This is a genomic window from uncultured Roseobacter sp., from assembly GCF_947496515.1.
GTDB lineage: Bacteria > Pseudomonadota > Alphaproteobacteria > Rhodobacterales > Rhodobacteraceae > Roseobacter.
The window spans coordinates 603,971-627,682 of the sequence record NZ_CANMDB010000002.1 but is presented as its reverse complement, the minus strand read 5'-3'; the positions used below and the strand labels follow the sequence as shown (position 1 = coordinate 627,682).

The following is a 23,712-nucleotide window of genomic DNA, read 5'->3' as shown; positions in this document are numbered from 1 at the left end:
GCGCATTTTTTGTCAGCGGGCGTCAGTTACCACCATTTGCCCGGCTTGGCCACAAAGCCAGCCGCCTCCTCAAGCACTTGTGCGGAGTTCAGCAGATCGGCCTCGGCCCAGGGTTGTCCGATGAGTTGCAATCCCAGCGGAAGCCCCTGCTTGTCGAGACCCGCAGGCACGGCGATGCCCGGCAGCCCCGCGAGGTTCACCGTGACTGTGAAGATATCGTTGAGATACATGGCAACGGGATCCGCATCCGTCATCTCGCCCAGGCCGAAGGCCGCCGACGGGGTGGCAGGGGTCAGGATCGCGTCGACACCTGCGGCGAAGACCTGCTCGAAATCGCGCTTGATCAGGGCACGCACGCGGCGCGCGCGGTTGTAATAGGCATCATAGAAACCTGCCGACAGGACGTAGGTGCCGATCATCACCCGGCGTTTGACCTCCGGCCCAAAACCTTCGGCGCGGGTCTTCTCGTACATCTCGGTGATGCCATCGCCCTGTGCCAGTTTCGCGCGGTGGCCGTAGCGCACACCGTCATAGCGCGCGAGGTTGGAGGAGGCCTCGGCGGGCGCGATCACGTAATAGGCGGGCAGCGCGTATTTGGTATGGGGCAGCGAAATATCGGTGATGATGGCGCCTGCGTCCTTCATCATGGCAATGCCGTCCTGCCAGAGCGTCTCGATCTCGTCTGGCATGCCGTCCATGCGGTATTCGCGGGGGATGCCGATGGTCTTGCCGCGGATGTCGCCGGTCAGCGCAGCCTCGAAGTCAGGCACGGGCAGATCGGCCGACGTGCTGTCCTTGGGGTCATGGCCGCACATCGCCTCCAGCATGATTGCCGCGTCGCGCACCGATTTGGTCATCGGGCCTGCCTGATCCAGCGAGGAGGCGAACGCCACGATCCCCCAGCGGGAGCAGCGCCCGTAGGTCGGTTTGATGCCCACGGTGCCCGTGAAGGCCGCCGGTTGCCGGATGGAGCCGCCGGTGTCGGTGCCGGTGGCGGCAAGGCAGAGGTCTGCCGCGACGGCGGAGGCCGATCCCCCCGAAGAGCCGCCCGGCGTCAGCGCTGCGTCGTCATTGCCGCGCCGCCAGGGGTTCACGGCATTGCCGTAGGCGGAGGTCTCGTTGCTGCTCCCCATGGCGAATTCGTCCATGTTGAGCTTGCCCAGCATCACGGCCCCTGCGTCCGCGAGGTTCTGGCTGATGGTGGATTCGTATTCGGGCAGGAAGCCTTCGAGGATCCGCGATCCGGCCTGGCTGGGCACGCCCTTGGTGCAGAAGAGGTCCTTGATCCCGATCGGCAAACCGCACATGGCGGGGGCATCGCCCGCGGCCAGCCGCGCGTCTGCGGCCTCAGCGCGCGCCAGCGCAAGCTCCGGCGTGTGGTGAACAAAGGCGTTGAGCGCCCCGGCACCTTCAATGGCGCTCAGGCAGGCTTCTGTCAGATCCTTTGAGGTCGTCTCGCCCTTGCGCAGCGCGTCGCGGGCCGCACTCAGACCCAATTCGTTCAGTTTCACCATCACTCAACCACCTTGGGTACCGCAAAGAAGCCTTCGCGCGCGTCGGGGGCATTGGCCAGCACCTTGCCCTGCTGATCGCCATCGGTAACCGCGTCCGCCCGGCGTTTGAGCACCTGCGGTGTGACGGAGGTCATGGGCTCGACACCCTCGATATCCACTTCCCCCAGTTGCTCGATAAAGCCCAGGATCCGGTTGAAATCTTCGGCCAGCGCGGGCAGCGCCTCGGGGGCGACCTCGATGCGGGAGAGTTTGGCCACGCGGGCGGCGGTGGTCTCGTCGATGGACATAGGTTTCCTCATCTGCTGGGGTTCGCATTTAGCGGGCCGCGGGCGCCTTGCCAAGCCGCCCCGTGCGGTAAACCCAGATCATCCAGCCCAGCATCAGCCCGTTCAGCAGGTGCCACATGAAATGGGTGCCCAGCGGGAAGCCGTCACACAGCGGCAGATCGATGGTGCGGAAGGTGAGCGAGACGATCAATATGAGCGCCCCGATAGCCAGACCGCGGGCAAGCTGCGGCGCGCGGGTGCGCAACAGCACCGCGTAGATCAGGATGAGCAGCGGGACCGGCGCGTAGCCCGCAGACGACCCCAGACCCGGGACCATCTGAAAGAGCGGCACAGTCGCGGCGGCATAGGGAATGAAGAGCGCCGCAAGCCCTGCGGCGGGCCAGGGGCGCAGGCCCCAGCCAACGCGGTTCATCGCGTAGATGTAGATCAGGATAAAAAGCGCGATGGGGATCACATCGGCCATCGCAGACCAGACCTGCGCATGGGTATGAAAGAGGTAACTTCCCACCCCGATGGCAAAGACCACCGCACAGAGCAGCTGGCCCAGCCGGTCACCGCGGCAGTGGCGCCACATGAGGAGCGCCGCGACGATAAAGGCAAGGTTCGTAACCGCGTTCACCGGCTCCGCCCAGTAATCCGGGCTCAGCCGCTCGCAATAGCCGTCAATCGTCCTCATCCAGTCCAACGGAATGCTCCCTCACTTTGCCAAAAAAACTCAAGCCCCTCGCCCGGCAGGCAGTGTTGACACCGCCGAGAGGGGAGGCTCCCCAAAGCACCAGCAGCACCACTGCCAGATCCACGCTTGACCAAGCTGCCACGGGACCTGCTCTACCGGCGTGCTGTAAAAAACGCGCGCAGATAGGCCTCTGATTCCGCGGCGGCGATGCCATCAAAGACCTCCGGCGCGTGATGACACTGCGGATGCGCGAAAACCCGCGCGCCCTGCGCCACGCCACCCGATTTGGGATCACTCGCCCCGTAATAAAGCCGTGCAATCCGGGCCGCGGAAATGGCGGCAGCGCACATCGCACAGGGCTCCAGCGTCACGTAGAGCGCGTGGCCCGTCAACCGTTCCGAGCCCAGGGCAGCGCAGGCAGCGCGGATCGCCAGGATCTCGGCGTGGGCGGTGGGATCCGACAATTCCCGGGTGCGGTTGCCCGCGCTTGCCGTCACCTGGCCCTCGGGTGAAACCACAACGGCCCCCACCGGCACTTCGCCGCGCTTGGCAGCCGCCCGCGCCTCGCTCAGCGCCGCCTGCATGTGGGTGTTGAATTCCATCCCGCTAGTTGCCCGCAAAGCCCGCCCTTTCGCAAGCCCCGCAAACGAGCTATGGCGGGCCTATGTCCAAGCCTGATCCCGCCACGCCCAAGGGCGACCGCATCGCCAAACTGCTTGCCCGCGCCGGTGTCGCCAGCAGGCGGGAGGCGGAGCGCATGATCGAGGCGGGCCGCGTCACGGTGAACGGCCAGCAGATCACCTCGCCCGCGCTCAACGTGACGGAGGCCGACAGCATCACCGTCGATGGCAAGCCGCTGGCGGCACGCGATCCCGCACGCCTGTGGCTGTTCCACAAACCCACCGGCCTCGTCAGTACCGACCGGGATGAAAAGGGCCGGTCCACGATCTATTCCGCCCTGCCCGAGGACATGCCCCGGGTGATGAGCGTCGGGCGGCTCGATCTGAACTCCGAGGGGCTCTTGCTGCTCACCAACGATGGCGGCATCAAGCGCAAGCTGGAACTGCCCTCGACCGGCTGGCTGCGCCGCTACCGGGTGCGGGTCAACGGACGGCCAACGGATCCGCAACTGGACCCCCTGCGCAGCGGGCTGACGGTCGAGGGCGACCACTTTCAGCCCATGACCGTGACGCTGGACCGCCAGCAAGGTGCCAACGCCTGGCTGACCATCGGGCTGCGCGAAGGCAAGAACCGCGAGATTCGTCGCGCCCTCGGCGACATCGGGCTGAGCGTGAACCGCCTCATTCGCATCAGCTACGGCCCCTTCCAGCTGGGCGAGCTGAAATCGGGCGCCGTCGAGGAAGTGCGCCCGCGGGTGATGCGCGACCAGCTGGGGCTTGAAAGCCCCGGGGACAGAGCCCCCAAACCGCCCGGCAAACCCCAGCGCAAGCGCCGTGCGCGGCCCCCCCAGACGGCCCCGAGACGCCCCGGGCGCAAAACACCTTGAGCGCCCAACCACAGTAGAACTGGCAAGCGGGCGCGCATGGCTATATATTAGCGTCAGCGCGCCACCGGGAAAGACAGCATGACGCCCAGCACGATGCAGAAATTTGCCTATGTGGCCCTGATCGTCGTCATGACGGGCGTGGCCGCGGGCCTGCTGGGCGGGCTCTGAACGGATGGCCAAACGCTTCGGTGGAAAATACAGCCCCGGCGCACCCCAGGTGCAAAGCGGCAAAACATCGCCGGGCGGGCGCGCACCCGCCCGACCGCGTGACACGGTGGATCCGGTGGGCGCACGCGCCAACCTGATGTTCCTGCCTGCCGTGGTGCTGTTGTTCACGTCGCTGACGCAGGGCGCGCTCGGTCTGGCCTTCGGGCTGGCGGGCACGGCGGCGCTGACACTGGGCGCGTGGCTTCTGCGCGGTGGGCTGCAGGCCGAGGCCGCCTGGGCCGCGCGCAAGGTCGCCCGCCGCCCCGCAATGCCGCGCAAGATCGCAGCTGCCCTCATGGCGGGTACGGGCACGACGCTTGCCGCGCTCAGCCACGACGGCAACCTGATTGCGGCGGTGATCTTTGGCGTGGCCGCGGGCGGGCTGCACCTGGCCGCCTTCGGGATCGACCCGCTCAGCGACAAGGGGATGGAAGGCATCGACAGCTTCCAGCAGGACCGCGTTGCCCGCGTCGTCGACGAGGCCGAAGCGCATCTGGCCGCCATGCGGGACGCGCTTGCGCGCGCGGGCGACCGGCGCGTGATCGACCGCATGTCCCGGTTTCAGGATGTGGTGCGGGATCTTATCCGCACGGTGGAGGACGATCCCCGCGATCTGACCGCGGCGCGGCGCTATCTCGGTGTCTATCTGCTGGGGGCACGCGATGCCTCCGTGAAATTCGCCGACATATATGCCCGCACCCAGGACACGCAGGCGCGCGATGACTACCTCGCCCTGCTGGATGATCTGGAGCGTAATTTCACCGACCGCACCACCAAACTGATGATGGACGACCACAGCGACCTCACGGTCGAAATAGAGGTCCTGCGGGACCGTCTGCAACGCGAAGGGGTGCGGCTGGAGTAGTGCCGCCCCCCGTGACGAAAGCCCGGCGAAAGCCTGACGAAAGGATCCGATATGACACAGACGACCCGCGAAAAAGCCGCCCAGGACCTCAAACTTGTCGAAGAGGTCACCGCCACGGTTCTGCCGGAGCCGCCCGAGGCGGGCGCCATCGTCCCGCTGGCCGAAGCCGACGCGCCCGTCAGCGCCGAGATCCGCACCCGCATGGCGGAGATCGACATGGGCGACACCAACTCCATCGTCTCCTTCGGCAGCCGCGCGCAGGTGGAGTTGCAGGAGATCAGCCAGTCCATGCTGGGCGGCGTGCGCAACAAGGACGTGGGCCCTGCAGGCGACAGTCTGCGCAATATCGTCACCACCATCCGCGGCTTTTCGATCTCCGAACTCGACGTGCGGCGCGAGCGCAGCTTCTGGGAAAAGCTGTTGGGCCGCGCAGCACCAATTGCCAAGTTCACCGCCAAGTTCGAAGAAGTGCAAAGCCAGATCGACCGTATCACCGATGAGCTGCTGGGCCATGAGCACAAGCTGCTGAAAGACATCAAATCGCTCGACATGCTCTACGAAAAGACCCTGCAGTTCTACGACGAGCTGGCGCTTTACATCGCAGCGGGTGAGGAGAAACTGGCCGAGCTGGACAGCACAACAATCCCCGCCAAAGCAGCAGAGGTGGACGCCGCGGCGGAGGACGATCAGGTGATGGTCGCACAGGAGTTGCGCGACCTGCGCGCCGCGCGCGACGATCTCGAACGGCGGGTGCATGATCTGAAACTGACCCGTCAGGTGACCATGCAATCGCTGCCCTCCATCCGGCTGGTGCAGGAAAACGACAAAAGCCTGGTGACCAAGATCAACTCCACCTTGGTCAACACCGTGCCCCTGTGGGAGACCCAGCTGGCGCAGGCCGTCACGATCCAGCGCTCAGCAGAAGCAGCACAGGCCGTGCGGCAGGCCAATGACCTGACCAACGAGCTTTTGACCGCCAACGCCAAGAACCTGCGCGAAAGCAACAAGATCATCCGCGAGGAGATGGAGCGCGGCGTCTTCGACATCGAGGCGGTCAAACAGGCCAACGCCGATCTAATCGGCACAATCGAGGAATCGCTCCAGATCGCCGACGAAGGCAAGGCCCGCCGCGCCGCCGCCGAAAGCGACCTGCAGGAGATGGAGGCCAAGCTGCGCGACACGCTCGCCAGCGCCAAGGCGACCTCGACGGGCCTGGGCGATACCGCCGCCACCGCCGTGCCACGCTGATGCCCGCGTGGTACGGGGCGGTCTGATGAAGGCGCGGGGCCTGCTGGTGCTGGCCGGACTGGCGCTGGCCGCCTGCGACATGCCCGAGCCGCCCGCCAGCGTTAAAACGCCCCGCGCGCGCCCCGATGTGCGCAGCGAGACGCAATTGCGCCCGACCTCCGAGCAAAGCGCCGCCCTGCGCGCCTATCTCGGGCAGGTGCAATCCGCGCAGCTGAGCCAGGGCCTGCTGCGGCAGGACGGCGGTGGTGCGGATACGCCTTTCACCGCCGCCATGCTCGCGCGGAATTTTCAACGCATCGTGTTCTTCGATGAATACGCGGGCGCCTTCGAGACGCGCGGCGGGGAAAGCCCCCTGCGCCGCTGGTCTTCGCCCGTCCGGGTCACCACCATCTTCGGCAACAGCGTGCCGCCGTCCCAACGCGACGCGGATGGCACCGCCATTCGCAGCTACGCGCGCCGGCTGGGCCAGATCACCGGTCACCCGATCATGAGTTTCGGTCAGCCCAATTTCGTGGTGATCGTGGCCAGCGAGGACGACCGCGATGCAGCCCTCGACGCAGCCGCCGCGCGCGTGCCCGGGATCACACCCGAGAGCCTCGGCGCCTTGCGCAGCCTCTCGCGCAACACCTACTGCGCCGTGGCCGCCTATGCCGCAGGCTCGGACGCCAGCACCTACACGGCCGCGGTCGCGGTGATCCGGGCGGAGAATCCGCAGCTCCTGCGGCTCAGCTGCATCCACGAGGAGATGGCGCAGGCGCTCGGTCTGGCCAATGACAGCCGGGACGCGCGACCGTCCATCTTCAACGATGACGATGAATTTGCGCTGCTGACCCGGCACGACGAACTGCTGCTCAAGATGCTCTACGACCCGCGCCTGAAACCGGGGATGAGCGCGCAGGAAGCGGCCCCGCTGATCACCACCATCGCGCAGGAACTGATCGGCGGCCCGAGCTAGGCGCCCGTTGGCGCCGCCGGGCGAATTGCCGTCGCCATCCCCGCTGCCGCGGGCTATAATCGGGCGCAGCGATCCAAGACAGGACATGAAAGACAGGACATCGGGCATGGGCATTTTCGACTTTCTCTCGGGCGAATTCATCGACGTCATCCACTGGACGGACAACACCCGCGACACGATGGTCTGGCGGTTCGAACGCGAAGGCCACGCCATCAAATACGGTGCCAAGCTGACCGTGCGCGAAGGTCAGGCGGCGGTCTTTGTCCACGAGGGTCAGCTGGCCGATGTCTTCACCCCCGGTCTCTATATGCTTGAGACCAACAACATGCCGGTGATGACGACGCTGCAGCATTGGGATCACGGCTTCCGCTCGCCTTTCAAATCCGAGATCTATTTCGTCAACACCACGCGGTTCAACGATCTCAAGTGGGGCACCAAGAACCCCATCATCTGCCGCGATCCGGAGTTTGGGCCGGTGCGGCTGCGCGCCTTTGGCACCTATTCGATCAAGGTGGCGGATGCGGCCAAATTCCTGGTGGAGATCGTCGGCACCGACGGTGAATTCACCATGGATGAGATCAGCTTTCAGATCCGCAACATCATCGTGCAGGAGTTCTCGCGCACCCTGGCGCGGGCGGGCATCCCGGTCATGGACATGGCCGCCAACACGCGCGAGCTGGGACAGCTGGTTGGCAAGGAAATTGCAGCACAGCTGGGCGAATACGGGTTGGCGATGCCCGAGCTTTATATCGAGAACATCTCCCTGCCCCCCGCGGTGGAGCAGGTGATGGACAAGCGTTCTTCCATGGGGGTGATCGGAAACCTCAACGAATACATGCAGTTCCAGGCGGCAGAGGCTCTGGGCCGCGACGGTGCCGCCGGTGCCGCGCTGCAAACGGGTCTGGGTGCAGGCCTCGGCATGCAGATCGGTCAGCAGGCCGCCAGTGCGCAAGGCCCCTGGGGCGCGCGCACCGTGGGCGGGCCTGCCGCCATACCGCCGCCACCGCCGGTGGAACACGTCTGGCACGTGGCCGAGAACGGCCAGACCAAGGGCCCTTTCTCCAAGGCTGCCATGGGCCGTATGGCCTCGGACGGCGCGCTGACCCGCGAAAGCCTCGTCTGGACGCCCGGCCAGGACGGCTGGATGGCGGCAGAGGATGTGGCCGAACTGGCGCAGCTCTTCACGGTGTTGCCACCGCCCCCGCCCCCTCCCCCGGCCTGACCATGCGTCACGCCATCGTGCCGGAGGCGCTTGCCCGGGCCGCGGCCGCCACCGGCTTCTCTCCAGCGATCCGCGCAGGAGAGTTCCTGTTTCTGACCGGTGCCACAGGCGGGCGGGAGGACGGCAGCATGCCGCACAGCATTTCTGAACAGGCCCGTATCGCCCTGAGCAAGGCACAGGTGGTTCTTGCGGCAGCGGGCGCGGACGAAGGGCATGTGGTCGAACTGACCAGCTATCACCGCGACATCGCTGCCACATTCAGGCAGGTGCAGACCGTGCTGGAAGATATCTTTTCCGCCCCTCTGCCTGCCTGGACCGCCGTTGAAGTGGCCGCGCTGCGCCGCCCCGGCGCGCTGGTGGAGTTCCGCATCGTGGCCCACGTGCCCGCCAGGGACCCGGCATAACGCGGCGGCATAGACGGACCGCTTGCACCCGAGCGCGTGGCGTATCATTCTGCCAGGAACCTGCCCCACCGACCGAAAGGCCCCCGACATGACCCGCCGCCGCGCCACGATCCTGCTGCACTGGTCTGTCCTGACCCTGCTGGTGCTGACGCTCGCCGCGGGGCGCCAAAGCGCGTTACTTAACGCGCTTTTCACCGCCTCTGGGCTGGCGATGGTAAGCATCGGCGCCGTCGCGGGCCTTTTGAACGGCCCCGGCCCCCGGCTCGAAGGCGCGCTGCGCCGCGCCCATCCCTGGCTCAGCCGCGCCATGTACGCGCTGCTCGGCCTGACGGCACTCAGCACACTGGCGCTCCTGATGGGCCTGTCGCTGCCCGGCCCCGGCAATCGTGATCTCATGGTCACCCTGCTTGCCGCCGCAGCACTGCACGGCATTTTTCACCTCTGGCGCCACACGGCACTCGGCGACGGTGCTCTGCGCCGCATGACACCCCGCGCGCTCCACGGCATGCTATGAGCACCGCAACCGCACAACCGGCGGAGCATCACTTTCCCTGCGACACCTGCGGCGCCGACCTGCGCTTTGACCCCTCCGATCAGCGGCTGATCTGCGATCACTGCGGCAACACCCAGCCGCTTGCAGCCGGCCCCTGGGCCAAATCAGCCATCCGGGAGCTTGACCTTGACGCCGCGCTGAGCCGCACCCTGCCGCAGGCGGAGATGGAAGAAACCCGGGTCTCCAAATGCCCCAATTGCGCAGCGGAGGTCGAATTTGACCCGGACGTCCACGCCGCCGAATGTCCCTTTTGTGCCACCCCGGTGGTGACGGATACCGGCGCGCACCGCCATATCAAACCCCGCGGCGTGCTGCCTTTTGCCCTCGATGAGGCCACCGCCCGCGCCGCCATGAAGGACTGGCTGGGCAGCCTGTGGTTCGCCCCCAACGGCCTGCAGGACTACGCGCGCAAGGGCCGCCGGATGCAGGGCATCTACGTGCCCTACTGGACCTTCGACGCGGACACCCAGACGCGCTACACGGGCGAGCGCGGCACCGTCTACTATGAAACCCAGACGGTCATGCGCGACGGCAAGCGCCAAAAGATCCGCGTGCCCAAAATCCGCTGGCGCCCCGCCCGCGGCCAGGTCCGGCGCTTCTTCGATGATGTGCTGGTGCTCGCCTCGCGCTCTCTGCCCAAGCGGTTCACCGACGCGCTGGAGCCCTGGGACCTCTCGGCGATGGAGCCCTATACGCCCGAATATCTCGCGGGCCTGCGCGCGGAGGGCTACGCGGTCGAGCTGCGCGACGGGTTCATCGAGGCGCGCGACAAGATGGACCGCATCATCGCCCGCGACATCCGCTTTGACATCGGCGGCGACCGCCAGCGCATCCACCAGGTGGATACGGATCTGGCGGACGTGACCTTCAAACACGTGCTGCTGCCGGTCTGGCTCGCCGCCTATAAGTTCCGCGGAGAAACCTACCGCTTCGTGGTCAACGGCCGCACCGGCAAGGTGCAGGGCGAACGCCCGTGGTCCCCGGTCAAGATCGCCATTGCCGTGGTACTGGGCCTGACCCTCGCCGCTGCCGTCGGCCTCATCGCGGCGGCCACTCAGTGAGAGCGCTCGTCCAGCGGGTGACAGGCGCGCGGGTGAGCGTTGATGATGATATCGTCGGCCAATGCGGCCCCGGCGCGCTCATCCTCGTCTGCGCCATGCCCGGCGATGATCCCGCAACCGCAACCGCGCTGGCGGGAAAAATCGCCAAACTGCGCATTTTCCGCGACCCCGAGGGCAAGATGAACCTCTCGCTGGGGCAAACCGGCGGCAGCGCCCTCGTGGTCAGCCAGTTCACCCTCGCCGCCGACACCCGCCGCGGCAACCGCCCGGGTTTTTCCGGCGCCGCCAAACCCGTCGAGGCGGAGGCGCTCTACCTCGCCTTCGCCGCTGCTCTGCGCAACCGGGGCATCCCGACCGAGACGGGCCGCTTCGGCGCGGACATGCAGGTGGCGCTGACCAACGACGGCCCCGTCACCCTCTGGCTCGACACGGAATGCCCATGACCGATCTCACCACCCTCTTTCAGGCCGGCGTCGCCGCCGTCCGCGGCGATAGCGCTGTGGCGGCCAGCCTCACAACCGCGCCCATCGCCCCGCCCGACCGGATCATCGCCGTGGGCAAAGCCGCCACCGCCATGGCACAGGCGGCCCACATGGCCTTCCCGAAGGTCCCCGTGCTGATCATCACCAAATACGGCCACGCCGCAGGCGCACCAGCGGGGGCCGAGGTGATCGAAGCCGCCCACCCCGTGCTCGACAGCCAAAGCCTCATGGCTGGCGCCCGGCTGCTGGAGGTGACGGGCACCATGGCCCCGACAAGCCATCTGCTCTTGCTGATCTCCGGCGGTGCCTCCGCCCTCGCCGAGGCCCCCCAGACCGCTCTCGGCCTGGAGGACCTCCGCCACCGGGCGCAGGAGATGCTGGCCTCGGGCGCCGATATCCACGCCATGAATGCAGCCCGCAAGGAGATGAGCCGCATCAAGGGCGGCAAGCTGCTCGCGGGCTTCCCCGGGGCCGCCGCAACGACCCTGACAATCTCGGACGTTGAAGGCGACGATCTGACCGTCATCGGCTCTGGTCTCGGGGCCGCCCCAAGCACATATGGTTTCACGTTCGAGACGCGGATCGTGGCCAGCAACGCCATCGCGCGCGCAGCCGTCGCCCAGGCAGCACAAAAGCACCCGGTGCAGACCAACGATGAAACCCTCTACGACGACATTCACACCCTCGCCCCCCGCATCGCAAAGGCGCTGAAACAGGGGCCCGAGGGCCTCCACATCTGGGGCGGCGAACCCACCGTCATCCTGCCGCCTGACCCCGGCCGGGGGGGGCGCAACCAGGCCCTCGCCGCCCTCCTCGCCCGCGAGATCGCCGGGACGACCGACCTGCAGATCCTCGTCGCAGGCACCGACGGCACCGACGGTCCCACCGATGCCGCAGGCGCCATCGTGGATGGCACCACGTGGGAGCCCGCAGGCCAGAACGCCCTGGACCGGGCCGACAGCGGCAGCTGGCTCGCGCAGCGGGGTGCGCTGCTCACCACCGGCCCCACCGGCACCAACGTCATGGATCTGGTCATCGCGCTGAAATCCTGACGGAAAAAGGGTGGGTGGGCGGGCGCCTTTGGCGCAGCCAAACAGTCCGGCCCGCCCACCCTTGACAGCCGCGCCCCAAGCCGCAACCTGCGCCCATGACTGACACACCCCCGCTCCGAGACATCGAAGACCTCCCCGATTACGGCATCACGCTGAGCGATGGCTGCCGCCTCTCCGCGCGGATCTGGCGCCCGACGGACGCGGCGCAAAACCCGGTTCCGGTGATCCTCGAATACCTGCCCTACCGCAAACGCGACGGCACCGCGGCGCGTGACGCGCTCACCCACCCGTGGTTTGCCGCCCGGGGCTACGCCTGCGTCCGCGTCGATATGCGCGGCAACGGCGACAGCGACGGGCTGATGACCGATGAATACACCGAAACCGAGCTGAAAGACGCCGAAGAGGTCATCGCCCACCTGACCGCCCAGCCCTGGTGCAGCGGCACCCTGGGCATGATGGGGATCAGCTGGGGCGGCTTCAACAGCCTGCAGGTCGCCGCCCGCGCGCCGGAGACGCTCAAAGCGGTGATCACGCTCTGCTCCACCGTTGACCGCTTTGCCGATGATATCCACTACAAGGGCGGCTGCCTCCTGGGTGAAAACCTCGGCTGGGGCGCCACCATGTGGTCCTATTCCTCCCGCGCACCGGATCCCGCGCTGCGCCCCGATTGGCGCGAGATCTGGCTGCACCGCCTCGAGCACGAACCCTTCCTGCCCAGCACATGGCTGCGCCACCAGCGCCGCGACGCCTATTGGCAACATGGCTCGGTCTGCGAGACGTATTCAACGATCACCGCCAAGGTCCTCGCCATCGGCGGCTGGGGCGATGCCTACAAGAATGCCGTTCCACAGCTCGTCCACGCGCTCCATGGTGCCAAGGGCATCGTGGGTCCCTGGGTCCACAAATATCCCCATTTCGCCGTGCCCGAACCGCGCATCGGCTTTCTGCAGGAGGCGCTGCGCTGGTGGGGCCGCTGGCTCAAGGACACCCCCAACGGCGCCGAGGACGACCCCGACTACCGCGCCTACGTGATGGACGGTATCGCGCCGCAACGCTGGTACACCGACCGCCCGGGTCGCTGGGTGGTCGAACAGGACGGCGCAACCGCCCATATCCCGCACCGCACGCTCTATATCAACCAGCACGGGCTGACCGACGGGCGCGGCAACGTATCCGTGCCCATCCGCTCGCCGCAGGACTGCGGCGCGGAGGCGGGCGAATATTGCGCCATCTGGCTCGGTCCCGAAATGCCCGGCGATCAGCGCGGCGATGACGCGCTCTCCGCCACCTTCGACAGCGCGCCAGCGGATCAGCCAACGGATATCTTCGGCACCCCCAAAGTCCGCCTACGCCTTTCCACCGACCGCCCGCAAACCCAGATCGCCGTGCGCCTGTGCGATGTGGCACCGGATGGCGCCTCCAGCCGCATCACCTACGGGGTGCTCAACCTCAGCCACCGCGAAAGCGCGGCAGACCCCCACCCCATGCCCGTCGATACACCCATCCCGGTGGAGCTTCACCTCGACACCATCGCCTACCGCCTGCCCGCGGGCCACCGCCTGCGCCTGTCGATCTCCACCAGCTACTGGCCGCTGATCTGGCCCGCCGCGCAGGCGGCCACCGTGACCATCCTCGGCGGCAGCCTGCATCTGCCCACCCGCCGCACCGCCCGCCGGGACGAGACCAGCTTCCCACCGCCCGAAAGCGCCGCCCCCTGGCCCCATGAGACCCTGCGCGCACCCTCCAACAGCCGCATCCGCAGCACCGATATGAGCACCGGCATCGTGTCGCTGCAAATCAAAGATGACTTCGGCAAGCGGCGCGATCTGGATCACGGTCTGATCTCGGGCGCCACCGCGCGCGAGACATGGTCCATCCACCCGGACGATCCCCTGTCGGCCCGCGCCACCTGTCACTGGACCGACGAGATGACACGTGGCGACATCCACCTGCGTACCGAGGCCACCTGCGCCATGTGGTCGGACGCCACCCATTTCCACCTGACCGCCCGGATCGAGGCCTGGCAAAACGACGCGCTGATCTACGCCCGCGATGTCACCGACACCATCCCGCGGGATCACCTCTAAGTCGCACCGGACATCCGCGAAAGCCCTTGCGACCGCGGCGGAAATAGGCAACTTTTGTCGCAAATGAACAAATGGCGCGGAAAAACGCGCCAAGCCAGCCGGGAGAGACCCATGAACGACGAACTCAAACACCTCAGTACACGTGTGACCAAGGGCCTGATGACCCGCCGCGACTTCATCGGTCGTGCCGCCGCCCTCGGGGTCACCGCCGCCGCCGCCAACGCCCTGCTGGCGCAGACCGCGCAGGCCGAAGGCCCCGTCAAGGGCGGCACCCTGCGCATCGGCCTCGCGGGCGGGGAAAGCACCAACACCCAGGATCCTGCCGCCGCCGCCTCCAGCGTGCCGGTGACCAACCTGCGCCTCTGGGGCGAGCCACTGGTCAACACCGCCCCCGACGGCGGGCTCGATTTCCGCGCCGCCGAAAGCGTCGAGGCCTCTGCCGATGCCAAGACCTGGACGTTCAAGATCCGCCCTGGCGTCGAATTCCACAACGGCAAGACGCTCACGGCCGAGGACGCGCTCGCCACCCTGCAGCGCCACTCCAACGAGGACAGCCAGTCGGGCGCGCTCGGCATCATGCAGGGCATCGAGGATCTGCGCGCCGATGGCGACAACCTGATCGTGGAACTGGGGGTGGGCAACGCCGACCTGCCCTATCTGATGGCGGACTATCACCTGATGATCCAACCAAACGGCGGCATGGATGACCCCACCGCCGCCATTGGCATCGGCGCCTATACGCTGGATGTGGACGAGCCCGGCGTGCGCCATACCTTCAAGAAAAACCCCAACTACTGGGACGACACCCGCGGCCATGTGGACGCGGTCGAGGTGCTGGTGCTCAACGACGCCACCGCCCGCACCGCCGCCCTGCAATCGGGTCAGGTCCACCTGATCAACCGCGTGGATCCCAAGGTCGCGGGCCTGCTGGACCGCGCGCCGAACCTGAGCGTCAAATCCGTCGCCGGTCGCGGTCACTACGTCTTTATCATGCACGTGGACACCGCGCCTTTTGACAACAACGAGCTGCGCCTGGCGCTGAAATACGCCATCAACCGCGAGGAGATGGTCGACAAGATCCTGCGCGGCTACGGCACCGTCGGCAACGACATGCCCATCAACGCAGCCTACCCTCTGTTCGACGACAGCATCCCGCAGCGCGAACACAGCATCGAGAAAGCCGCCGAGCACTACGCCAAATCCGGCCACGACGGCTCGCCCATCATCCTGCGCACCGCCGACGGTGCCTTCCCCGGCGCCGTCGATGCCGCCGCCCTCTTCCAGCAGTCCGCCCAGGCCGCCGGGATCCCGCTGGAAATCAAGCGCGAGCCCAACGACGGCTACTGGTCCGAGGTCTGGAATGTGCAGCCCTTCTGCGCCAGCTACTGGGGCGGGCGCCCGGTGCAGGACCAGATGTATTCCACCGCCTATCTCTCCACCGCGGACTGGAACGACACCCGCTGGAAGAACGAGGCCTTCGATGCCAAGCTGCTGGCCGCCCGGTCCGAGCTGGACGAGGCCAAGCGCAAGTCGATCTACGCCGAGATGGGCCGGACCATCCGCGACGAAGGCGGGCTCATCCTGCCCATGTTCAACGATTTCGTGGACGGTGTCGCCAACAACGTGGGTGGCTGGATCGAGGACCCGAATGACCAGGTGATGAACAACCTGGCAAGCGTGAAGTGCTGGCTGACCGCCTGAGGCGGCGGGCGTGCATCCCATTCTCCTTCTGGTGGCCCAGCGTCTGGCGTTGGGCCTCCTGCTGATCTTCGCGGCCTCGATCCTCATCTTTGCGGGCACCTCCATCCTGCCCGGCGATGTGGCGCAATCCATCCTGGGCCAGTCGGCCACGCCCCAGGCGCTGGCCAACCTGCGGGCCGAACTGGGCATGGATCAGCCCCCCGTCACGCGGTATTTCAATTGGCTGGGCGGGGTGCTCCAGGGTGATCTGGGCACGGCGCTGACCAATGGCCGCGACATCGCGGAAAGCCTCTCCAGCCGTCTCGGCAATACGCTCTTTCTGGCTTTCTGGGCCGCGATCATCGCGGTGCCGCTGGCGATTGCCCTGGGCCTCATCGCCGTGCGCTACAAGGACCGCTGGCCCGACAAGGTGATCTCCGCCGTCACCCTCACCACCATCTCGATCCCCGAATTCATGATCGGCTATCTGCTCATCTTCTTTCTGTCGATCCAGCTGCCCCAGCTGATCATGAGCCTGGAGTTTCTGTCCGACGGGGTGCGCGGCTGGCTGCTCGCCAACCTGCGGTTTTCCTCCGTAGCCATGATGAACGACAGCATGAGCCTCGTCGAAAAGATCAAATCCATCACCTTGCCCATCATGGTGCTGACCCTGGTGGTGCTCGCCCATATGATGCGCATGACGCGTGCCGCGATCCTCAACGTGATGCAATCGGCCTATATCGAAACAGCCGAGCTGAAGGGCCTCGGCATGCTGCGCATCATCCGCACCCATGCCTTTCCCAACGCCATCGCGCCCATCGTCAATGTGGTGATGCTGAACCTCGCCTATCTGGTGGTCGGCGTTGTGGTGATCGAGGTCGTCTTCGCCTATCCCGGCATGGGCCAGTACCTCGTGGATCACGTCAGCAAACGCGACGTGCCCGTGGTACAGGCCTGCGGTCTGATCTTCGCCACCGTCTACATCGGGCTGAACCTCGTGGCCGACATCGTGTCAATCCTCACCAACCCCAGACTGAGGCACCCAAAATGACCGCACAAATCGCAGATTTGACGCGGTCATTTAGGGGGAACAAGTGGGTTTGCACAGCAAACCTGCGGTATCCGGCGTTCCAGAGGAACGCCGAGTGTGGACAGAGCGGGTTTGCACCGCAAACCAGCGGAGTCCAGCACACGGTCGCAGCAGCGCGCCACCCATCAAAAACGCCCTGCAAAACAACACACTCCGTACTTCGCAAACCAGCCCCCAATACGGGAGGGCGGGCGGGGCGTCTTTGGCGCAGCCCAAAGCGCGCCGTCCCGTCCTCATCCGAAAGACCCCTGACATGAGGATCCCTCTCGCAGCCCTCATCGGCCTCATCTTCACCGCGCTCTTCTTCGGCGCCGCCCTCTTCGCGCCGCTCATCGCCCCCTACGGCATGGCCGAAATCGTCGGCGACGTGTGGGAGCCGCCCTCGGACCGCTTCCCGCTGGGCACCGACAGCATCGGGCGCGACCTGCTCAGCCGCCTTGTCTACGGCGGCCAGACCACCATCTTCATCGCCACCGCGGCCACCGCCCTCAGCTTCGTGGTAGGCTCCGTGCTGGGCTTCTTCGCCGCCGTCTCGGGCGGCTGGATCGACCAGACCCTCAGCCGTTTCATCGACCTCATCATGTCGATCCCCACGCTGATCTTCGCGCTCGTGGTCCTCTCGGTCACCCCCACGAAGATCCCCATCCTGATCGTGCTCATGGGACTGCTCGACAGCACCCGTGTCTACCGCCTCGCCCGGGCCGTCGCCGTGGACATCACGGTCATGGACTACGTCGAGGCCGCCCGCCTGCGCGGCGAAGGCACCCTGTGGATCATCTTCCGCGAAACGCTGCCCAACGCGCTCTCCCCGCTCATCGCCGAAATGGGCCTGCGTTTCATCTTCGCGGTGCTCTTCGTCTCCACGCTCAGCTTCCTCGGCCTCGGTGTGCAACCGCCCCAGGCCGACTGGGGCGGCATCGTCAAGGAGAACAAGGAAGGCATCAATTACGGCATCCAGGCCGCGCTCTACCCCGCCTACGCCATCGCGCTTTTGTGCATCTCCATCAACCTAGTGGCCGATTGGATCCTCGGCCGCACCACCTCGCTCAAAGGAGGGCGCGGATGATGACAAAGACCCCCAAACGGGTCGGCGGGCGGGCGCCTTTGGCGCAGCCAAACAGACCGGCAGACGCGCTCCGATGACCGAACCCCTCCTCAAGGTCCGCGGCCTCAGGATCGGCGCAACCATCCATCCGCCCGGTGAAAAGTCGCGCCATATCGACATCGTGCACGGCGTTGATTTCGACCTCGCACCGGGCCGTGTCCTGGGCCTCATCGGCGAATCCGGTGCCGGCAAATCCACCATCGGTCTGGCGGCCATGGCCTACGGGCGCGGCGGCGTGCGCATCACCGGCGGCACCGTGACGCTGAATGGCCGCGACATCCTGAGCACCCCTTTCCGCGACGTGCGCCGCCTGCGCGGGGGCGAGGTTACCTACGTCAGCCAATCGGCCGCCGCCTCCTTCAACCCGGCCAAGCAGATCATGGAACAGGTGACCGAAGCGGCGATTTTCCAGGGCAAATTCACCCGCAAAGAGGCCGAAGACCGCGCCATCGCGCTCTTTCGCAAACTGGGCCTGCCGGGTCCCGACACCATCGGCAGCCGCTATCCCCATCAGGTCTCGGGCGGCCAGCTGCAACGCTGCATGACGGCACTGGCGCTCTGCCCGCAGCCCGATCTGGTGGTCTTTGACGAGCCCACGACCGCCCTCGACGTCACCACCCAGATCGACGTGCTCGCCGCGATCAAGGAAGCCATCCGGGACACCGGCGTCGCCGCCCTCTACATCACCCACGATCTCGCTGTGGTGGCGCAGGTCGCCGATGACATCATGGTGCTGCAGCAGGGCCGGATGGTCGAGATGGGCACCACGGACCAGATCATCAACGCACCGAAAGAAGACTATACCCGCGCGCTGGTCTCCGTCCGCTCCATCACCCACGACGAAAAAACACCCACTCAGACACCGGTGCTCAGCGTCACAGACATCACCGCGCGCTACAGCGGCACCGATTTCGACGTGCTGAAGGACATCACCGTGGATCTCCACCCGGGCCAGACCCTCGCTGTCGTGGGCGAATCCGGGTCCGGCAAATCCACCCTCGCCCGCGTCATCACCGGGCTCCTGCCGCCCAGCGCGGGCCAGATCACCTTCGCCGGGCGCCCGCTCAGCCCCGATCTCGCGGCGCGCTCCAAGACCGACCTGCGCGAGTTGCAGATGATCTACCAAATCGCCGACACCGCCATGAACCCGCGCCAGACCGTGGGCACCATCATCGGGCGCCCGCTGGAATTCTACTTCGGCCTGCGCGGCGCGGAAAAGCAGCGCCGCATCCAGGAACTGCTCGACGCCATCGAACTGGGCAAGGGCTTTCAGGACCGCTACCCGGCGGAGCTTTCGGGCGGACAGAAACAACGGGTCTGCATTGCCCGGGCGCTGGCCGCCGAACCGCGGCTCATCATCTGCGACGAGGTCACGTCCGCGCTCGATCCGCTGGTGGCGGACGGCATTCTCAAGCTGCTGCTGTCGCTGCAGAAATCCGAAGACATGGCCTATCTCTTCATCACCCATGATCTGGCGACCGTCCGCGCCATCGCCGACAGCATCGCGGTCATGTACCAGGGGCGCGTCCTGCGGTACGGCCCCAAGTCACAGGCGCTCTCGCCGCCCTTTGATGACTACACCGACCTGTTGTTGAGTTCTGTGCCGGAAATGCGTCTTGGCTGGTTGGAAGATGTGCTGGACAGTCGCAAAATGGAAAGCGGCGGGAACTGAGACCCGCGGCTCACGTCCGCGTCTGCATCCACTCCGCGATCATCTCGTGCTGCACGTTTGCCTGTGCGGCGACCCGGTAGAACGCGATCAGCTCGCGCAGCGGCCCGGCCAGCCGCTCGAACCCCGACAGGAACGCCACCAGCACGCCCACCTGCGTTTCCCCCTGCATCACCATGTAGCCGCCAAAGATCAGCACCGTCACTGGCCCCATCGCCCGCAACAGGTTCAGCATCGTCTTCAGCGCGAACTTCAGCAGGTTGAACCGCATCCGATTGGTAAAGATCTGGCGCAAGACCTTCAGGCAGGGATCCTCGCGCGCCGCGGTCATCTCCGAAACCTCATCGCCCAGATCCCGCAGCAACGACAGCCGCTCCTCCACCAGCGCGTTGAGCTTGCGCTGCAAGAGCGGCGTCAACACCACCTGCGGGACGAGAAATCCCAGCGCAAAGACAGCAATGCCCGGCTCCACCACCAGCATGTAGCCGGTCACCCCCAGCAGCATCGCCAGGTTGACGACGGCCTGCGACAACGCTTCGCCGACAAAGCCGCCCAGCTTGTCCACTTCCGATCCCACGATGGAAACCGCGCGCCCGCCGCTCTCATCCTCCTCCCCCTGCCGGTCCGCATAGAGGCGCAGCAGATGGCTGCGCGTGTAGATGATGGCACTGTCCGTCATCCACCCCTGATAGAGACGCAGCCCGAACTTCACCGCCTGATGCAGCAGGATGACCGCCACATAGATGGCACAGAAGCGGATCAGCAGATCCGTGTTCTGAGTTTCGACCACCTCATTGACGATCCGGCGCTGCAACTCCAGCGGTGCAAGGTTCAGCAGCGCAACCACGACCGCCACCAGACAGGCGGCAACCTGATGCCACTCGCTCATCCGCCAGACGTACCCCAAAAGAGACCCAGCAGCCGTATTGTCCCCGGTCCGCCGGACGCTGCGCGGCTCTTTCAGTAGGCTGGGAATCTTCATCCAATCTGCCTATCACAGCAAAAAAAAACTGTCCCGGGCAGAAATCACCGACCGTGTTGAAAAGTCTCACAGAAACGTCAACGCAGGGTCCGACGTGATGCTGCAGCGCAGAGACCCGCCCCTTGAAAGCCGCGGTCGCTGCCCCACCTCCATTAATCAATCGTTAAGGAATGTGCGCGCCATGACAAAAGTCCAATACGAGAAAGGTCAGCCCAAGGATGTTATACCATCCCTTCTACCGCGACACATGCCTCGATACCGTTATGTCGCTCTGCAACGAGATCCGCCTGCCGATCAGCATCGCGGATCCTGAACAGCACGACACACCGCTGATTTACGTCAACGCCGCCTTTGAGGAGATGACGCAATACAGCGCCGCCGAAATCATCGGTCACAATTGCCGGTTTCTCCAAGGTGCTCTGACCGACAGGGTCATCACCGATGAACTGGCTGAGGCGATGCTGCTCCGGCAATCGGAAAGTTGCTGTCTGTTGAACTACCGAAAGGACGGCACACCGTTCTACAATGTGCTGACGATCCAGCCACTGCAGATCGACCGGGATACCACGCTGCTCATGGCGTGCCAGTTCGACTTCAATCCGACCCGGCCCCATACCAATCTGTCCAAAACCTGTTCGCGCATCGACGAAGCGCAGCGGCAGCTACGCAATCGCATGGACTTCGGGCGCGATCCCGTCGGCACGCAGGAAAGCTACAGGCTCGATACACTGGCCATGCGGGTCGAGTCCACCTTCGCCCGGGTGCGGAACACCGTGGTGCGCGTCAGCCAGAACCGGATGCTGGACAAACTCAGCGAGTGTGACATCGGCGACCGCATCGGCGCCATTACCCGACGGACGCGCGCCGTCGCAACCATGCAGTAACGAAGGGCGGGAAATACGCCCTCTCCCTGCCGGAACCGACGCGCACACCGACGCAATACCGACGTGATACCGACAGAGTACCGACAGCGCAAAAGCCCTGATATGCTGGCCTTCGGGCCAAATCGGGGTCCGGCGCGACAAAGGCGCCCGCGCCGTTGCGCGCACGCCCGTGGTACCGGTCGGTAAGATTTGGTGCTACTGCGCCGCCACCGCCGTGTTGGCCAGTTCCCAGGGCCGGACGAAGGCGCTGAGCGCATGCGCGATCGCCTCCTCCCCCGCGCCGTTGGGGGCGACCTGCGCCACCAGTCCGCGCTTCTTGTCATCCACCACCGATACCACCCGGGCCGCCACACCGGCATCGGAAAGGGCGGCATTGTAGATGCGGGTGATGGCGTGTTTGCGCAGATCCGGTTTGAAGATCTTGCCGACGGCTGTCTTGGGCAGCTCATCCATGATGGTCATATGTTTGGGCCGCGCCGCACGCTCGTGCACGTGCTCCTGGCAGAAGGCGATCAGCTCTTCCTCGGTGACCTTGGCCCCCTCGACCAGTTCCACGAAGGCACATGGCACTTCGCCGGAATGGGCATCCGGCTGGCCAATGGCACCGGCAAAAGCCACCGCATCATGGTGCAAGAGCGCCTCCTCGATCTCCCCGGGATCAATGTTGTGGCCACCGCGGATGATCAGATCCTTCGCCCGGCCCGTGATCCAGACATAGCCATCCTCGTCCACCCGGCCCAGATCGCCGGTGCGCAGGTAGTTGCCGTAGAAAAGATCGACGTTCTTGTCGGTCTCCGTGTAGGTGTGGCCGACGTAAACCCCTGGATTAGAAACACAAATCTCGCCCACCTCGTCCTGCTCCGCCTCGATGGGGCCATTGGGGGTGACCTTGTAGATTTTCACATCGCAGTAGGGAAACGGGATGCCGATGCTCCCCACTTTCTTGACCCCATCGACCGGGTTGCAAGACACAAGGCAGGTCGCCTCCGTCAGCCCGTAGCCCTCGACCAGCGTCACACCGGTGGCTTTCTCGAACCGCCGGAACAGCTCCAGCGGCAGCGGGGCAGAGCCGGAGAACGCGGTCTTGACCGTGCTGACATCCGCATTGATGGGCCGCTGCATCTTGGCCGAGATTGCCGTGGGCACGGTGATGACAAAGGTGATCTTCCAGCGCTCCACCAGCTTCCAGAAGTTGTCCATGACCCCTTCGCCCCGGTAGCCCTGCGGCGTCGGAAAGACCACATGCGCGCCGGAGCAGACCGCCGCCATCAGGATCACGTGGCAGGCGAAGACATGGAAGAGCGGCAGCGGGCAGATGATGTTGTCTTCCTCGGAAAACAGCAGCTCCGTGCCCACCCAGCCATTGTAGATCAGCCCGGAATAGCGGTGCTGGGCAACCTTGGGCATGCCCGTGGTCCCGCCCGTATGAAAGTAGCAGGCCACGCGATCCTCGGTGCTGTCCTCAAAGGCGAGCGTGACGGGCTGGCGGTCAATCTCCTGATGGAAATTCAGATACTTGGCCTGGTTCTTCGTCTTCATCTTGGGCCGGATCAGCGGCACGATCCAGGACTTCAGACCGCTCAGATGGCCCAGCAGATCGACCTCCAGCACCGTTGTCACATTGGGCGCCAGCGCCACGGCACGCGCGGTCTTTTCGGCCACGTCTGTCTTGGGAAAGGGCCGCAATGTCACCACGACCTTGGCGCCGGTCTCCCGCAGGATGGAGCCGATCTGCTCATCGTCAAGGAGCGGGTTGATCGGGTTCACGATCCCCGCCACAGCCCCGCCCAGCAGGGTCACCACCGTCTCGGTCGCATTGGGCAGGATGTAGGCGACCACATCCGTCTCGCCGATGCCAAGGCTGCGAAAGAGATTGGCGGCCTGTGTGGTCCGGTCCTTGAGCGCGCGCCAGCTCAGCGTTTCGGCCTTGTCGGTAGGCCCGGAGGTGATCTGGTAGCTGACGGCGTTATAGCTCCCGAAGCGGTCCGCCGTCTGGCTCAGCATCCCGTAAAGCGTCTTGGGCAGAGGCCGCTCTTCCCACGGCATGACGGCCTCAATACGGTTGCGGTCTTCCATCCCGGCAAAACTCATGGTCGATCCTCCCAAAACGCCCAAACGCGGGCTGTTGCGCCCTGCACGCAGAGGATGACGGCGATTGCGCAGGTGTGCAAGCTGTCCCGGT

The 23,712-nt window shown here is 65.7% G+C and carries 22 protein-coding genes; 16 read left to right on the top strand and 6 right to left on the bottom strand.

Going from position 1 to position 23,712, the window contains the following annotated elements; all coding sequences use genetic code 11:
* Positions 1-26: 26 nt before the first annotated feature.
* The 4 genes from gatA to Q1A53_RS06620 all read right to left on the bottom strand — a co-directional run bounded on the left by gatA (position 27) and on the right by Q1A53_RS06620 (position 3,079).
* Entirely contained in the window at positions 27-1,514 is a 1,488-nt protein-coding gene (gatA, locus tag Q1A53_RS06635) for an Asp-tRNA(Asn)/Glu-tRNA(Gln) amidotransferase subunit GatA (RefSeq protein WP_299964233.1), read from the bottom strand.
* Positions 1,514-1,801, bottom strand: a complete 288-nt coding sequence (gene gatC, locus Q1A53_RS06630) for an Asp-tRNA(Asn)/Glu-tRNA(Gln) amidotransferase subunit GatC (protein WP_299964231.1) — start codon at positions 1,799-1,801, stop codon at positions 1,514-1,516. The genes gatA and gatC overlap by 1 nt, the downstream gene beginning before the upstream one ends.
* A 28-nt stretch (positions 1,802-1,829) precedes the next feature.
* Entirely contained in the window at positions 1,830-2,486 is a 657-nt protein-coding gene (locus tag Q1A53_RS06625) for a ceramidase domain-containing protein (protein ID WP_299964228.1), read from the bottom strand.
* Between the two features lie 143 nt (positions 2,487-2,629).
* Entirely contained in the window at positions 2,630-3,079 is a 450-nt protein-coding gene (locus tag Q1A53_RS06620) for a nucleoside deaminase (RefSeq protein ID WP_299964226.1), read from the bottom strand.
* 62 nt (positions 3,080-3,141) lie between these two features.
* Between Q1A53_RS06620 and Q1A53_RS06615 the strand changes: the two genes are divergently transcribed.
* The 15 genes from Q1A53_RS06615 to Q1A53_RS06545 all read left to right on the top strand — a co-directional run bounded on the left by Q1A53_RS06615 (position 3,142) and on the right by Q1A53_RS06545 (position 19,667).
* Positions 3,142-3,984 (top strand): pseudouridine synthase, encoded by an 843-nt coding sequence (locus Q1A53_RS06615; RefSeq protein ID WP_299964224.1) that lies wholly within the window; start codon positions 3,142-3,144, stop codon positions 3,982-3,984.
* Positions 3,985-4,156: 172 nt separating this feature from the next.
* Positions 4,157-5,056, top strand: a complete 900-nt coding sequence (locus Q1A53_RS06610; protein ID WP_299964222.1) for a 5-bromo-4-chloroindolyl phosphate hydrolysis family protein — start codon at positions 4,157-4,159, stop codon at positions 5,054-5,056.
* A 51-nt stretch (positions 5,057-5,107) separates the two neighbouring features.
* The gene (locus Q1A53_RS06605) at positions 5,108-6,304 is read left to right on the top strand and encodes a toxic anion resistance protein (RefSeq protein ID WP_299964220.1); all 1,197 of its coding nucleotides are present in this window, start codon (positions 5,108-5,110) and stop codon (positions 6,302-6,304) included.
* Between the two features lie 25 nt (positions 6,305-6,329).
* The gene (locus Q1A53_RS06600) at positions 6,330-7,259 is read left to right on the top strand and encodes a DUF2927 domain-containing protein (protein ID WP_299964217.1); all 930 of its coding nucleotides are present in this window, start codon (positions 6,330-6,332) and stop codon (positions 7,257-7,259) included.
* A gap of 106 nt (positions 7,260-7,365) precedes the next feature.
* A complete protein-coding gene (locus tag Q1A53_RS06595; protein ID WP_299964478.1) occupies positions 7,366-8,481 on the top strand; it encodes an SPFH domain-containing protein in 1,116 nt (371 codons plus the stop codon).
* 2 nt (positions 8,482-8,483) lie between these two features.
* Positions 8,484-8,885: a Rid family hydrolase gene (locus Q1A53_RS06590; RefSeq protein ID WP_299964214.1), complete on the top strand. Its 402-nt coding sequence runs from the start codon at positions 8,484-8,486 to the stop codon at positions 8,883-8,885.
* 88 nt (positions 8,886-8,973) lie between these two features.
* A complete protein-coding gene (locus Q1A53_RS06585) occupies positions 8,974-9,399 on the top strand; it encodes a hypothetical protein (protein WP_299964212.1) in 426 nt (141 codons plus the stop codon).
* On the top strand, positions 9,396-10,499 hold the full coding sequence (locus Q1A53_RS06580; protein WP_299964210.1) for a TFIIB-type zinc finger domain-containing protein: 1,104 nt from the start codon (positions 9,396-9,398) through the stop codon (positions 10,497-10,499). The genes Q1A53_RS06585 and Q1A53_RS06580 overlap by 4 nt, the downstream gene beginning before the upstream one ends.
* Positions 10,496-10,942: a D-aminoacyl-tRNA deacylase gene (gene dtd, locus Q1A53_RS06575; protein ID WP_299964208.1), complete on the top strand. Its 447-nt coding sequence runs from the start codon at positions 10,496-10,498 to the stop codon at positions 10,940-10,942. The genes Q1A53_RS06580 and dtd overlap by 4 nt, the downstream gene beginning before the upstream one ends.
* Positions 10,939-12,033 (top strand): DUF4147 domain-containing protein, encoded by a 1,095-nt coding sequence (locus tag Q1A53_RS06570; RefSeq protein WP_299964206.1) that lies wholly within the window; start codon positions 10,939-10,941, stop codon positions 12,031-12,033. The genes dtd and Q1A53_RS06570 overlap by 4 nt, the downstream gene beginning before the upstream one ends.
* A gap of 95 nt (positions 12,034-12,128) precedes the next feature.
* Complete coding sequence (locus Q1A53_RS06565; protein WP_299964203.1) at positions 12,129-14,120, top strand: CocE/NonD family hydrolase; 1,992 nt, start codon at positions 12,129-12,131, stop codon at positions 14,118-14,120.
* 111 nt (positions 14,121-14,231) lie between these two features.
* On the top strand, positions 14,232-15,821 hold the full coding sequence (locus Q1A53_RS06560) for an ABC transporter substrate-binding protein (protein WP_299964201.1): 1,590 nt from the start codon (positions 14,232-14,234) through the stop codon (positions 15,819-15,821).
* A gap of 10 nt (positions 15,822-15,831) precedes the next feature.
* Positions 15,832-16,851 carry an ABC transporter permease gene (locus Q1A53_RS06555; protein WP_299964199.1) on the top strand — a complete coding sequence of 340 codons (1,020 nt, stop codon included), beginning with the start codon at positions 15,832-15,834 and terminating at the stop codon, positions 16,849-16,851.
* A 292-nt stretch (positions 16,852-17,143) separates the two neighbouring features.
* Entirely contained in the window at positions 17,144-17,956 is an 813-nt protein-coding gene (locus Q1A53_RS06550; protein ID WP_299964197.1) for an ABC transporter permease, read from the top strand.
* A gap of 73 nt (positions 17,957-18,029) precedes the next feature.
* A complete protein-coding gene (locus Q1A53_RS06545) occupies positions 18,030-19,667 on the top strand; it encodes an ABC transporter ATP-binding protein (RefSeq protein WP_299964194.1) in 1,638 nt (545 codons plus the stop codon).
* 10 nt (positions 19,668-19,677) lie between these two features.
* Here Q1A53_RS06545 and Q1A53_RS06540 read toward each other — a convergent pair whose 3' ends face one another.
* Complete coding sequence (locus Q1A53_RS06540; RefSeq protein WP_299964192.1) at positions 19,678-20,646, bottom strand: ABC transporter ATP-binding protein; 969 nt, start codon at positions 20,644-20,646, stop codon at positions 19,678-19,680.
* Positions 20,647-20,864: 218 nt separating this feature from the next.
* Here Q1A53_RS06540 and Q1A53_RS06535 point away from each other — a divergent pair, with 218 nt between their 5' ends.
* On the top strand, positions 20,865-21,530 hold the full coding sequence (locus Q1A53_RS06535; protein ID WP_299964189.1) for a PAS domain-containing protein: 666 nt from the start codon (positions 20,865-20,867) through the stop codon (positions 21,528-21,530).
* Between the two features lie 195 nt (positions 21,531-21,725).
* Here Q1A53_RS06535 and Q1A53_RS06530 read toward each other — a convergent pair whose 3' ends face one another.
* Complete coding sequence (locus tag Q1A53_RS06530) at positions 21,726-23,621, bottom strand: acyl-CoA synthetase (RefSeq protein ID WP_299964187.1); 1,896 nt, start codon at positions 23,619-23,621, stop codon at positions 21,726-21,728.
* Between the last annotated feature and the right edge of the window lie 91 nt (positions 23,622-23,712).